This is a genomic window from Amycolatopsis thermophila (assembly GCF_030814215.1).
GTDB classification, from domain to species: domain Bacteria; phylum Actinomycetota; class Actinomycetes; order Mycobacteriales; family Pseudonocardiaceae; genus Amycolatopsis_E; species Amycolatopsis_E thermophila.
On the sequence record NZ_JAUSUT010000001.1, the window covers coordinates 1,311,186 to 1,324,242 of the forward strand.

Sequence of the window (13,057 nt, forward strand, 5' to 3'; positions counted from 1 at the left end):
CTCTCCGGCAGAGCAGCGAATTCGGAGGTCGGGCGTTGGTCCAGGGGGATGCACCACTGCCGCTGGTCTCGGTGATCTTGGTGAACTACCGGGGCGCGGAACACACGATCAACTGCCTGCGCGCGCTGCGCGAGGACCTCGACTACCCGAACCTCGAGGTGCTGGTGGTCGACAACGCCTCCGGCGGTGACGACGTCGCGCGCATCAAGTCCGCGGCCGGTGACGCGACGGTGATCGAGTCGGACACCAACACCGGTTTCGCGGGCGGCTGCAACCTCGGCGCGAAGCACGCGCGGGGCAGCGTGCTCGCGTTCCTCAACAACGACGCCCGCCCGGACGCGGCGTGGGCGAAGGCCGCGGTCGAGGTCCTGCGCGCGGAGCCGGCCGTCGCCGCGGTGGCCAGCAAGGTCCTGGACTGGGACGGCACCGGTGTCGACTTCGTGGACGCGGGGCTGACCTGGTTCGGCATGGGCTACAAGCGGCACGCCGGCGGACCGCTGGCCGATGTCGCGACCGGCGAGCACGAGGTCGCGAAGGACGTCCTGTTCGCGACCGGCTCGGCCATGTTCGTCCGGGCCGAGGTGTTCCGGGCGCTGGACGGGTTCGACGAGCGCTTCTTCATGTTCTACGAGGACGTCGACCTGGGCTGGCGGCTGAACCTGCGCGGCTGGCGCGTGCGGTACGTGCCGGAGTCGGTGGCCTACCACCGCCACCACGGCACGATGTCCGAAGTGGACGTTCCGGACACCGGCCGGGAGACGTTCCTGCTGGAGCGCAACGCACTCGCCGCTCTCTACAAGAACCTCTCCGACGAGACGCTGGCGAAGGTGCTGCCCGCCGCGCTCGCGCTGGCCGTCCGCCGGGCCACCGCACGCGGCGAGCTGGACCCCACGCAGCTGGACCTCGCGAAGTCCGGTCCGGTCGAGACCGCGCCGGTCGCGATCCCGCGCACCACGCTGGCCGGTGTGCTGGCGATCGACCAGTTCGTCGAACTGCTGCCGTCGCTGGCCGGGTCGCGGGCCGCCGAGCAGGCCGCTCGCGTGCGCACCGACGCCGACCTGATCCCGCTCATGCGCAAGGCCCTGGAACCGGCCTACCCGCTGCCGCGCTACCTCGCGGCGCACGACGTCCTGGCCGACGTCTTCGGCATCGAGGCCGTGTTCGGGCAGCGCCGGAAGGTCCTGGTGATCACCGGCGACGCGATCACCGAGCGCATGGCCGGCCCGGCGATCCGCGCGTGGAACATCGCGTCGGTGCTGTCGGCCGAGCACGACGTCCGCCTGGTCACGGTCAACCCGCTGGCCGCGCCGCCGCCCGCGCCGTTCCCGGTCAGCGCGGCCCGCAAGCGCGACCTGACCGAGCCGGTCGCGTGGGCCGACGTCGTGATCCTGCAGGGTCACGTGCTGGAGATGGCGCCCGCGCTGAAGGCCAGGGACTCCAGCAAGATCGTGGTCTGCGACCTCTACGACCCGATGCACCTGGAGCTGCTGGAGCAGGGCAAGAGCGCGCCGGACGACCGGCGCGCGGCAGACCTGGCCGGCGTTACCCGGGTGCTGGACGCGCAGCTGCTGCGCGGTGACTTCTTCCTGTGCGCCTCCGAGCGGCAGCGGCTGTTCTGGCTGGGGCACCTGGCCGCGCTGGGCCGGCTTTCGCCGCGGCTCTACGACGCGGACCCGACGACGCAGTCGCTGCTGGCGGTCGTCCCGTTCGGGTTGTCGCCCGAACCGCCGGTGCGCACCGGTCCGGGCCTGCGCGCCACCCTGGACATCGACCAGGGTGACCGGGTCGTGCTGTGGGCGGGTGGCGTCTACAGCTGGTTCGACCCGCTGACCCTGGTCGAGGCGATCGACCGGCTGCGGCAGCGGCGGCCGGACGTGAAGCTGGTGTTCCTCGGGATGAAGCACCCGAACCCCGAGGTCGCGGAGATGGACATCGGGGCGCGCACGATGCGGCTGGCCGACCGTCTCGGGCTGACCGACAAGCACGTCTACTTCAACGAGCACTGGGTGCCCTTCGGCGAGCGGCAGAACTGGCTGCTCGACGCGGACTGCGGGGTCACCACGCACTTCGAGCACGTCGAGACGACGTTCGCGTTCCGCACCCGCGTGCTCGACTACCTGTGGGCCGGGCTGCCGATCGTGACCACGGACGGCGACGCGTTCGCCGACCTGGTCCGCGACGAGCGGCTGGGTGTCGTGGTGCCGGCCGAGGACGTGGACGCCCTCGCCGACGCGCTGGAGCGGGTGCTCTACGACGAGGAGTTCGCCGCCGGGTGCCGGGAGCGCATCGAGGTGGTGGCGCAGCGGTACGCGTGGCCGACCGCGCTGGCGCCGTTGGTGGAGTTCTGCCGTGACCCGCGTCCGGCGGCGGACCGGTTGGTCGGCGCGGCCGAGCTGACGGTCGAGGAGCCGGTGCGCGGCGCCGAGGCCGTGCGGCGGGATCTGGCGCTGGTGAAGGAATACCTCGCCGACGGCGGACCGAAGGAGCTGGCTCGACGGGTCGCCGGGCGGGTGCGGAAGGTAGCCCGGCGCCGTGGCTGAGCGAGCGCTCCGGGTCCTGCTGGACGGTACGCCGCTGCTGGGCGACCGGACCGGCATCGGGCGCTACACCGCGTCCCTGGCCGAAGAGCTCGCGTCGATGTCCGAAGTGGACATGCGCGCGGTCGCCTTCACGCTGCGCGGGTGGCGTCGGCTGCGCTACGTGTTGCCGCACGGTGCACGGGCCCGCGGCATGCCGGTCGCCGCGCGGATGCTGCGCAAGGCGTGGCTGCGCTCGACGTTCCCGCCGGTGGAGTTGTTCGCGGGCCGGGCGGACGTGGTGCACGGAACGAACTTCGTGCTGCCCGGTGCGGCGCGGGCCGCGGGCGTGCTCACCATCCATGACCTGGCTTTCCTCGACACGCCCGGTGAGCTGCCGCCCAGCGACCGCGAGCTGCCGGAACTGGTCCGCCGCGGCGCCGCCCGCGCGGACGTCATCTGCACGCCGACGGAGGCCGTCGCGGACGCGGTCGCGGCCCGCTTGGACGTCGACCGCGGGAAGATCGTGGTCACGCCGCTGGGCGTGGACGCGGCCTGGTTCACCGGGCACCCGCCCGACGAGCCGATGCGCGAGCGTCTGGGCCTGCCGGAGCGGTACCTGTTGTTCGTCGGCGCCGCCGGCCCGCGCAAGGGGCTGGAGTGGCTGCTCAAGGCCCACGCCGCCGCGGACGACCTGCCCCCGCTCGTGTTCTCCGGCCCCGGGCCGGCACCGAGCACGCCCAGGGCCCGGCGGTTGGGTTACCTGTCCGAACGGGACTTGCACAACGTGATGGCGGGGGCGGCCGCGCTGGTGCTCCCGTCGCGGGACGAGGGTTTCGGACTGCCCGTGCTGGAGGCGCTGGCCTCGGACGTGCCCGTGGTGTGCTCGGACATCCCGGCGCTGCGCGAGATTTCCGGCGGGTTCGCCCACCTCGTGCCGTATGGGGAGATGGACGCCCTGATCAGCGCGCTCCGGGAAGCCGTCGCCGAGCCCCCGTCCGCGTCGGTGTCCATCGAGCGCCGAGCCCACGCGGCGGGCTTCACCTGGCGCCGCACGGCCGAAACCACCCTGGCCGCCTACCGCCAAGCCGCCCAACGCTAGGGGCGCGCCGCCCTCAAAGGAGCTGGGTGGTCATCCCGTCGCCTGAGGCCGTCACATCACTGTGAGCCAGGCCCGCACCCTGCGCCGGGTCCGGCGGCCGAAGAACACAAGCGTGCGGGCCTGGCTCACAGTGATAGGCCTCGATCAGGCGACGGGATGACCACCCAGCGACCCACTGCATGAGGTGAGATGACTGCATTCCCCGGTCATCCCGGAGCCTGCCCGTCCGGCGAGGACATTCTTTTGATCTTTTCCCACCGCTTCGCGGCGGTGGGCGCCTGCGGCGCCGAACGGTCACCTTGGGTGCCGACCTCCCCCGCCCCCTCCGGGTGGAGTGTTTTCGGTCGCCGAGCAGGCGTGTCAAGGCGGGAAAGAGTACCTTGACACGCCTGGTCGGCGACCAAAGGCGGGCTGGGGATCGGGGGCGGGGGAGGTCTGGTGACGTCGCGCCTCGCCTGGCGTTGCCGGGCGCCTGGGGGGTGCGAGGAGGTCTGGCGAGGTCCCTGGTCGCCTAGCGTTGCCGGGCGCCGGGAGGTCTGGCGAGGCAGCGTCTCACGTGGCGTTGCCGGGTTCCGGTTCGGGTGGTGGGTCCGCGTCGCCGAGCGTTGTCGGCTTCCGGTTCGTCGTTGCTAGGCGCTGAAGTACGCGTGCAGCGCCTCGCGCCAGGGGCGCAGCTTCGTCAATCCCGCGGTCACCCAGGCCTCATTGGACAGCACCGAGTACGGCGGCCTCGGCGCGGGCCGCGGGAATTCGGCCGTCGTGCAGGGCTTCACCCGCTCCGGGTCGGCACCCAGCTCTTCGAAGATCGCCCGCGCGAAGCCGAACCACGTCGTCTCCCCGGCGTTGGTGCAGTGCAACACGCGTCGTTGCGGGGCGCGGCCCTCGGCGATCGCCCGGCCGAGCTCCAGCAGCCCCCCGGCGAGGTCCCCGGCGAAGGTCGGGGAACCGCGCTGATCGTCCACAACAGACACGGTGTCCCGCTCGGATTCCAGTCGCCGCATGGTTTCCACGAAGTTCGCCCCGCCCGCGCCGTACACCCACGCGGTCCGCACCACCCACACCTGCGCGCCCGAGCCGAGCACGGCGTCCTCACCGGCCGCCTTCGTCCGGCCGTAGGCGCTGCGCGGCCCGAGCGGGTCTTCCGGCTCGTACGGGCGGGACGCGTCGCCGGGGAACACGTAGTCCGTCGAGACGTGGATCAACGGCACACGCCGCGAGGAGCAAGCCGCGGCGAGCACCCGTGCGCCGTCCGCGTTGACCCGGAACGCCCGGGGCTCGTCGGTCTCCGCGGCGTCCACCGCGGTGTAGGCGGCCGCGTTGATCACCAGCGGCTTGCGCCCGGCCTCGGCGGCCTCCGCGGCCAGTGCGTTGACCGCGGCGATCACGGACCCGGCGCTGGTCACGTCCACATCGGCCGAGGACGGCGCCACCACCTGGACCCCGGGCGACGCGAGTGCGGACAGGGCCTGGCCGAGCTGCCCCGTCCCACCGGGCACGAGCACACTGAGCATCGTCACTTCCCCACCAGCGCGGCGCGGCTCTTCAACGGCTCCCACCACGCCCGATTGTCGGCGTACCAGCGCACCGTATCCGCCAGACCCTCGTCGAAGGAAACCCTCGGCGCGTACCCGAGCTCGGTGCTGATCTTGGTGATGTCCACCGAGTACCGCCGGTCGTGCCCCTTGCGGTCGGCGACCCGCTCGACGCGCTCCCAGCCGACGCCCACCGCGGCCAGCAGCCGCTCGGTCAGCTCCCGGTTCGTCAGCTCGGTCCCGCCGCCGATGTTGTAGATCTCCCCGCCACGGCCGCCGTCGGCGACCAGCTGGATGCCGTGGCAGTGGTCGTCCACGTGCAGCCAGTCACGGACGTAGAGCCCGTCACCGTAGAGCGGAACGGTCAGTCCGTCCAACAAATTGGTAACGAAAAGCGGGATGACTTTCTCCGGAAACTGATACGGACCGTAGTTGTTCGAGCACCGGGTCACGCACACGGGCAGCCCGTGGGTCCGGAAGTAGGAGCGGGCGATCAGGTCCGACGACGCCTTCGACGCGGAATACGGCGAATTCGGCTCCAGTACGTGATCTTCCGACCACGATCCGCTCTCGATCGAGCCGTACACCTCGTCGGTCGACACGTGCACGAACCTGCCGACCTCCGCCTCCAGCGCGGCCTGCAGCAGGGTCTGGGTGCCGAGCACGTTGGTGCGCACGAAATCCGCCGAGCCGAGGATCGAGCGGTCCACATGGGACTCCGCGGCGAAGTGGACGACCAGGTCAACGCCCTTCATGACCTCGGTGACCACCTCGGCATCGGCGATGTCGCCGCGCACGAAACGCAGCCGCGGCGAGTCCGCGACCGGCGCCAGGTTGGCCTCGTTGCCGGCGTAGGTGAGCTTGTCGAGCACCACCACCTCGGCGTCGGCCAGGGCCGGGTAGGCCCCGGACAGCGCCTGCCGGACGTAGTGCGAGCCGATGAAACCCGCACCCCCGGTCACCAGGACCCGCATCGCGCACTCCTCCACTTGATCGTCTTGGCCCGGCCCACGGCCGCTTCACTCACCCGAACAGTAATCTGGAGACAATCACTCGGGTCGGGGGCTGGGAGGGGAGTGAGCGTGACCGACGGGCTTACCACCCGCCTGGACGCCGCGGACGAGGTCACGTGGCCCGCGCGGCCCATTCCGTCTCCCAGACGGCGGGGCAACCGTATCGCCGTTGTCGCCCGTCGCGGTGGCAAGCTCATCGTCGCGCTCGTGTCGGTGGCCGTCCTGACCGTCACCTGGTACGGCTGGCAGTTCATCGGCGACCCGAACTCGGGCCTGTCCACCACCGGTGTGTTCGACGACGAGGAACTGCACGCGGTGCCGTTGGACGGCGCGATCGACATCCTGCTGGTCGGCATGGACAGCCGCACCGACGCGCAGGGCAACCCGCTGCCGCGCGAGGTGCTGGACATGCTGCACGCCGGCGACGCCGACGGCGAGAAGCAGACCGACACCATGATCCTCGTGCACATCCCGCAGGACGGGCGCCGCGCGGTGGCGATCTCGTTCCCGCGCGACTCGTGGGTCGAGCTGTCCGGCGGGTTCGGCAAGCACAAGCTCAACGGCGCGTTCGTCTACGCCTACAACGACAAGTTCCGGGAACTGCAGCAGCAGGGCGTCGATCTCGCCGACGCGGACGACCAGGCCAAGGTCGCCGGGCGGAAGAACCTGATCTCGACGCTGGAGACGTTCATCGGCAAACCAGGCATGATCGACCGCTACGCCGAGGTGAACCTCGCGAGCTTCTACGAGGTGACCCGTGCCCTCGGGGGCATCGAGGTGTGCCTGAAGGCGCCGGTGCGGGAACGCAAGTCCGGGGTCGATCTGCCCGCGGGGCGGCAGACGGTCGAAGGGGTGCAGGCGCTGGCGTTCGTGCGGCAGCGGTACGACCTGCCGAACGGCGACCTGGACCGCATCGCCCGGCAACAGGCGTTCCTGTCCGGGCTGGCCCGGAAGATGCTGTCCCGCGACGTGCTGGCCAACCCCGGCAAACTCGCCGACGTGATCAACGCCGTCAAGAAGTCGGTCGTGCTGTCCGACAACTGGGACCTGCCCGAGTTCGCGGCCCAGATGCGCGGGCTCAACGGCGGCAACATCGAGTTCCGGACCATCCCGGTGATCGGCAACGCGGTCATCGGCGGCGCGGACGTGGTGCGGGTCGACCCGGCGGCCGTGCACACCTTCGTGGACCAGCTCACGGCCGATCCCGGCACGCGCACGTCGACCTCGGTCACCGCCACGTCGTCGCCGCCGTCGTCCAGCGTCCCGGCGACTTCGAGCCGCCGGGTCAGCTCGCCGCCGCCGGCCACCTCCTCGTCGGCCTCGACGACGACCTCACCCCCGCCGCCGCCGATCACGGCGGGCGACGTGCCGTGCGTGAACTGACGCCGGTGGTCACCTAACCTGGGACGGGGTCCGAGGAGGGGGAGACACGGGGATGGACGACGAACCGAAACCGACGCCCTACCCGCGGTCGACGCCTCCGGGCGACGAGCCGCGGGACGAGGGGGAAGCGCGCCGCCGCCGTCCCGTGCGCGCCACCGGGAAGGTGTTGCTGGCGCTCGTGTCGGTCGCCGCGCTGGTCGCGACCGGCTACGCGTGGGCGACCTACCACGAGGTCCAGGGCAACGTGCACACCACCGACGCACTCGACCTGCCCGCCGGCCAGCCCGCGCCGCCCGCGGACGACGGCGCGGAGGACATCCTGCTGGTCGGCGCGGACGCGCGCACCGACATGCAGGGCAACGCGCTGCCGCTGCAGGTGCTCAAGACGTTGCGCACCGAGCAGACCAGCGGCGTGAACACCGACACGATCATCGTCGTGCGGATCCCGAAGAACGGCGCGAAGCCGTACGCGGTGTCGATCCCGCGGGACACCTGGATCGACGTGCCGCGCGGCGGGCAGGGGAAGATCAACTCGGTGTACGGCCTGGCGAAACAGGCGAAGGCCGACGAGCTGCGCCGCCAGGGCCGGCGCGACTCGGCCACCGTCGAACGCGATTCCGACCAGGCCGGGCGGCAGGCGCTGGTGCAGGCGGTGCAGGACTTCACGCAGGTGCGGATCGACCACTACGCCGAGGTCAACCTGCTCGGGTTCTACCTGATCACGGAGGCGCTCGGGGGCGTCGAGGTGTGCCTGAACCACGCGACGGAGGACAAGGACTCCGGCGCCGACTTCCGGGCCGGGGTGCAGACGGTGTCCGGCGGCGAGGCGCTGTCGTTCGTGCGGCAACGGAAGAACCTGCCGCGCGGTGACCTCGACCGGATCGTCCGGCAGCAGGCGTTCCTGTCCTCGGCGTTGCACAAGGTGCTGTCGGCCGGGGTGCTGGCGAACCCGGGGACCCTGGGTGAGCTGACCGACGCGCTGCACCGGTCTCTGGTGCTGGACCCGAACTTCGACCTGTTGCAGTTCGCGGACAAGGCGAAGGGCCTGGCGACCGGCGACGTCACCTTCACGACCATCCCGGTGACCACGATCGACGGCCGCAGCCCCGACGGGCAGCAGAGCATCGTGCAGGTGGACCCGCTCGCGGTGCGGCAGTTCTTCGCCGGGCTGGCGGGTCGGAGCCCCGGCTCGGGTGGCGGGGCGTCCGGTGGAGGTGCCCCGGCGAAGGCCGTGCCCGCCGGGGTGAGCTGTGTGAACTGAATCCGGTGCAACCGATCGGGTCGCTGCCGGCATGAGTAAGGGCAGAGACGCCACCACCGTGGTGGTGTCACGTGCCGAGGAGACTCATGCGTATCCGAACTGTGGTGGCCGGCGCGCTCGCCGCCGGGGTGGCGCTCGTGGGCGGTTCACTGGCCATCGCCGACGCGACGACCGGAGCCGGGCCGGTGCCCGTCGAGCCCCAGGTGCCCACCGCCGCGCCGGTGCCGGCGATTGCTGACCCGGGCACTCCGGCCGCCGCGCCAGCCCCGACCGCCGAGACGCGGGTGCCAGCCCCGCCCCATGCCGACACGCGAGTGCCCACCGCCACGCCAGCCCTACCCAGCGCCGAGCCCAGCGGGCCCACCGCCGCACCAGCCCCGCCCAGCGCCGAGCCCAGCGGGCCCACCGCCGCGCCGGCCCCGCCCAATGCCGAGACACGGGTGCCCGTTGCGGTGCCAGCCCCGCCCCATGCCGACGCCCGAGTGCCCGCCGCCGCGCCAGCCCCGACCGCCGAGACACGGGTGCCGACTGCGGCGCCAGCCCCGCCCACCGCCGACACCCGAGTGCCCACCACCGCGGTGCCGGCCCCGCCCCATGCCGACACGCGAGTGCCCACCGCGGCGCCAGCGCCGCCCCATGCCGACACCCGGGTGCCGGCTGCGGCGCCAGCCCCGCCCACCGCCGACACCCGAGTGCCCACCACCGCGGTGCCGGCCCCGCCCCATGCCGACACGCGAGTGCCCACCGCGGCGCCAGCGCCGCCCCATGCCGACACCCGGGTGCCGGCTGCGGCGCCAGCCCCGCCCACCGCCGACACCCGAGTGCCCACCGCCGAGCCAGCCCCGCCCAGCGCCGAGCCCGGCGGGCCCACCGCCGCCCCCGCACCACCCGTCGCCGCGCCGGCTCCGGCGGTCGCTCGCTAGGTGGGCCGCTCCCCGGCGCCGTGGGACGGCGAGTTCAGCCAGTACTTCGCCCGCAACGCGCGTGCCCTCCGCACCACCGCCTACCTCCTGTGCCACGACTGGCACCGGGCGGAGGACATCGCGCAGGCCGCGTTGCTGAAGCTGTACGTCGCCTGGCCGCGGCTGTCCCGCCACGACGCGCTGGACGCCTACGCCCGGCGCGTCGTGGTGCGCACCTTCCTCGCCGACAACCGACGCGCCCTGCACCGGCGCGAGCACCTGACGGACACTCCCCCGGAACCCCCGTCCGCGACGGGCGACCCCGACCAGCGGGTCGTCCTCGCCGAGGCGCTGTCCGCCGTCCCGCCCCGACAGCGCGCGGTGCTGGTCCTGCGCTACTACAACGATCTGTCCGTCGAGGAGACCGCCCACGTGCTGCGCTGTTCCACCGGCACGGTGAAGAGCCAGGCCGCGCGGGGTCTCGCCACGCTGAGGCAACGGCTGGAGGTGACATGCGCGACGACGACATCCGCGTCCTCTTCGACGAGGTCGACGACGGACCGGCGATGAGCGTCAGCGCGGATGACGTCATCGCGCGGGGCGCGCGGATTCGCGACCGCAGGCGCACGCTGGCGATCATCGGCAGCGCCCTCGCCAGCGCCGCCGCGGTGATCGGGGTGGCCGTCGCGGTGTCCCCGGCGGATCGCGAGCCGATCCGGCCGGCCGGCCCGGTCCGGACCGTCACCCCCGCGCCCGCGCCGCCGATCGCGGTGCCGCCGCCGGGCGTACCCACCGCGGACCCGGTGCCGGGGGCGGAGCCCCGTAGCCCCGGCGCGTCGAGCCGGCAGGCAGAATCGACACCGTGAGCCTGACCGACGCGCTGTTCCGCCCCCTGCTGGCCCAGCCGGGGAAGCCGCTGATCACCCACTACGACGACGCGGCGGGCACGCGCGTCGAGCTGTCGGTGGCGACCACCGCGAACTGGGCCGCGAAGACGGCGAACTGGCTGGTCGAGGAGTTCGACGTGGAGCCGGGCGATCCGGTGGCCGTGGTGCTGCCCGCGCACTGGCAGACCGCCGGCGTGCTGCTCGGCGCGTGGTGGTGCGGCGCGGAGGTGGTCGCTTCGCCGTCCGGGGCCCGGGTGGCGTTCGTGGCGCCGGGCGGTTCGGGCGCGGGCGCCGAGGCGACGGCCGTCGTGGCGCTGGACCCGATGGGCCGCGGCCTGACGGCGCCGGTCGAGGGCGCGCTGGACTACCTGAACGAGGCCCGCGCGTACGGCGACGACTTCAGCCCGATGATGCCGATCCCGGGTGATACACCGGCGCTGGCCGGTTCCACTGTGGACGAGGTGCTGGCGGAAGCCCGATCCCGTGCGGAAAACATCGGATCCGGCGCACGGGTGTTGTCCACTGTGGAGTGGAGCGTGCCCGAGGGCGTGCTGGGCGGCCTGCTGACCCCGTTGTCGGCCGGCGCCCACCTGGTGCAGATCTCGAACCCGGACCCGGCCGCATTGGACGACCGCCGGGCCGCCGAGCGCACGACGGTCGACCTGCTCGCCTAGCCGGTCCGCAGCTCGGCCCGGCGCGCCCGCCGCCGCGCCCAGGGTGAGCACGAGTTCGTAGCCGCCCTGGCCGGTCAGGCCGTGGTCAACGTGAACGGCGATCATCGCGCCGGCCCCGCCGATCGCGAACAGCACACCCACCACGGGCAGCGCGACGTCAGCGATGAACGCGACGGCGCCCACGGTCTCGACGCCGCTCATCAGGTCGACCCACACTCTCGACATGCCAAGGTGCCGAGTGGTTGAGGCGGTCCGACAAGACCGCTGACCGGAAGGAGGCCTCTCGTATGTCTACGTCCCACCCCAATGCACCGACGGCCTGATCTTCGCGCCGATCGCCGGCATGGTCGCGTGGCCGCTGGTGGTCCTCGGGCTGCTCCTGTCGCCGGTCGGCCTCGGCCGGGCGCGCAACACGGTCGACGGCAAGGAAGCCAAGACCGGCACCGCGACCGGCCAGTTCGCGATCGCCTCCTGCGACAACTTCGGGAACTGACCCGGCAACGAAAACGGCGCGGCACCCGGACCCCGGGCGCCGCGCCGAACTTCGGAGAACGTCAGCCCTTCAACAGGGCCCGCGCCATCACCATGCGCTGGATCTGGTTGGTGCCTTCGTAGATCTGGGTGATCTTCGCGTCGCGCATCATGCGTTCGACCGGGAAGTCGCGGGTGTAGCCGGCACCGCCGAAGAGCTGCACGGCGTCCGTGGTCACCGACATCGCCACGTCCGACGCATACGACTTCGCCGCCGAGGCCATGAACCCGGCGCGCGCGTCGCCGCGCTCGGAAGCCGCCGCGGAGGCGTACACCAGGTGCCGGGCGGCCTCGATCTTCGTGCCCATGTCCGCCAGCATGAACTGCACGCCCTGGAACTCGGCGATCGCCTTGCCGAACTGCTTGCGCTCCTTCACGTACGCCACCGCCGCGTCCAGCGCGCCCTGCGCGATGCCCAGCGCCTGCGCCCCGATCGTCGGCCGCGTGTGGTCCAGCGTCCGCAGCGCCGTCTTCAGCCCGGTGCCCGGCTCACCGATGATCCGGTCCGCCGGGATCGTGCAGTTCTCGAAGTGGATCTCCCGCGTCGGCGAGCCCTTGATGCCCAGCTTGCGCTCCTTGGGCCCGACCGAAAAGCCCGGGTCGTCCTTGTGCACCACGAACGCCGAGATCCCGTTGGACTTCTTCGGCGCGTCCGGGTCGGTCACCGCCATCACCGTGTACCACGTCGACTCGCCGGCGTTGGTGATCCACGCCTTCGTCCCGTTGAGCACCCAGTGGTCCCCGTCCAGCCGGGCCCGCGTGCGCATCGACGCGGTGTCCGAACCGGCCTCGCGCTCCGACAGCCCGTACGACGCCGTCGCGCCCGCCGCGATCTCCGGCAGCACCAGCTTCTTCAGCTCGTCCGACGCGGACAGGATGATCGGCTGCGTGCCCAGCTTGTTCACCGCCGGGATCAGCGACGCCGACGCGTCGACCCGCGCGACCTCCTCGATCACGATGCACGCCGCGATCGCGTCCGCACCCTGACCCTCGTACTCGTCCGGGATGTGCACGGCGTTGAAGCCCGACGCGTTGAGCGCCTTCAGGGCCTCCACCGGGTACCGCTCCTGCTCGTCCACCTCGGCGGCGTAAGGCGCGATCTCCTTCTCCGCCAGCGCACGCACGGCGGCACGCAGCTCCTCGTGCTCCTCGGCCAGCTGGTAGAGGCCCGGGGTCTCCGACACCTGCGTCACCTTCCTCGAACGGGTAAGAAGTCCGTCATCCATGTTAATGCTCGTTCACCACCCGAAGTTGTG

Annotated in this window: 11 protein-coding genes; 8 read left to right on the forward strand and 3 right to left on the reverse strand. The window is 72.2% G+C overall.

The annotated features are described in order from the left end of the window. Positions 1-35 precede the first annotated feature (35 nt). Positions 36-2,540: a glycosyltransferase gene (locus FB470_RS06505; RefSeq protein ID WP_306989551.1), complete on the forward strand. Its 2,505-nt coding sequence runs from the start codon at positions 36-38 to the stop codon at positions 2,538-2,540. Continuing rightward, on the forward strand, positions 2,533-3,618 hold the full coding sequence (locus FB470_RS06510; protein ID WP_306989552.1) for a glycosyltransferase family 4 protein: 1,086 nt from the start codon (positions 2,533-2,535) through the stop codon (positions 3,616-3,618). Before FB470_RS06505 ends, FB470_RS06510 begins: the two co-directional genes overlap by 8 nt. Before the next feature lie 629 nt (positions 3,619-4,247). Here FB470_RS06510 and rfbD read toward each other — a convergent pair. Both rfbD and rfbB read right to left on the reverse strand, forming a co-directional pair. Further along, complete coding sequence (gene rfbD / locus FB470_RS06515; RefSeq protein ID WP_306999088.1) at positions 4,248-5,129, reverse strand: dTDP-4-dehydrorhamnose reductase; 882 nt, start codon at positions 5,127-5,129, stop codon at positions 4,248-4,250. Positions 5,130-5,131: 2 nt separating this feature from the next. Then, the gene (gene rfbB, locus FB470_RS06520) at positions 5,132-6,124 is read right to left on the reverse strand and encodes a dTDP-glucose 4,6-dehydratase (protein WP_306989553.1); all 993 of its coding nucleotides are present in this window, start codon (positions 6,122-6,124) and stop codon (positions 5,132-5,134) included. A 108-nt stretch (positions 6,125-6,232) separates the two neighbouring features. On the opposite strand from rfbB, the gene FB470_RS06525 reads away from it, so the two are divergent. The 6 genes from FB470_RS06525 to FB470_RS06550 all read left to right on the forward strand — a co-directional run bounded on the left by FB470_RS06525 (position 6,233) and on the right by FB470_RS06550 (position 11,763). Then, the gene (locus FB470_RS06525) at positions 6,233-7,546 is read left to right on the forward strand and encodes an LCP family protein (protein ID WP_306989554.1); all 1,314 of its coding nucleotides are present in this window, start codon (positions 6,233-6,235) and stop codon (positions 7,544-7,546) included. Positions 7,547-7,598: 52 nt separating this feature from the next. Next, complete coding sequence (locus tag FB470_RS06530) at positions 7,599-8,807, forward strand: LCP family protein (protein WP_306989556.1); 1,209 nt, start codon at positions 7,599-7,601, stop codon at positions 8,805-8,807. Between the two features lie 923 nt (positions 8,808-9,730). Continuing rightward, complete coding sequence (locus FB470_RS06535) at positions 9,731-10,279, forward strand: SigE family RNA polymerase sigma factor (RefSeq protein ID WP_306989558.1); 549 nt, start codon at positions 9,731-9,733, stop codon at positions 10,277-10,279. After that, positions 10,222-10,575 (forward strand): hypothetical protein, encoded by a 354-nt coding sequence (locus FB470_RS06540; RefSeq protein ID WP_306989559.1) that lies wholly within the window; start codon positions 10,222-10,224, stop codon positions 10,573-10,575. The genes FB470_RS06535 and FB470_RS06540 overlap by 58 nt, the downstream gene beginning before the upstream one ends. Continuing rightward, positions 10,572-11,270: a TIGR03089 family protein gene (locus FB470_RS06545; protein ID WP_306989560.1), complete on the forward strand. Its 699-nt coding sequence runs from the start codon at positions 10,572-10,574 to the stop codon at positions 11,268-11,270. The genes FB470_RS06540 and FB470_RS06545 overlap by 4 nt, the downstream gene beginning before the upstream one ends. 343 nt (positions 11,271-11,613) lie before the next feature. Next, the gene (locus FB470_RS06550; RefSeq protein WP_306989561.1) at positions 11,614-11,763 is read left to right on the forward strand and encodes a hypothetical protein; all 150 of its coding nucleotides are present in this window, start codon (positions 11,614-11,616) and stop codon (positions 11,761-11,763) included. A gap of 61 nt (positions 11,764-11,824) precedes the next feature. Here the strand turns inward: FB470_RS06550 and FB470_RS06555 are convergent, their stop codons facing one another. Next, the gene (locus FB470_RS06555) at positions 11,825-13,027 is read right to left on the reverse strand and encodes an acyl-CoA dehydrogenase family protein (RefSeq protein ID WP_306989563.1); all 1,203 of its coding nucleotides are present in this window, start codon (positions 13,025-13,027) and stop codon (positions 11,825-11,827) included. Positions 13,028-13,057: the final 30 nt, after the last annotated feature.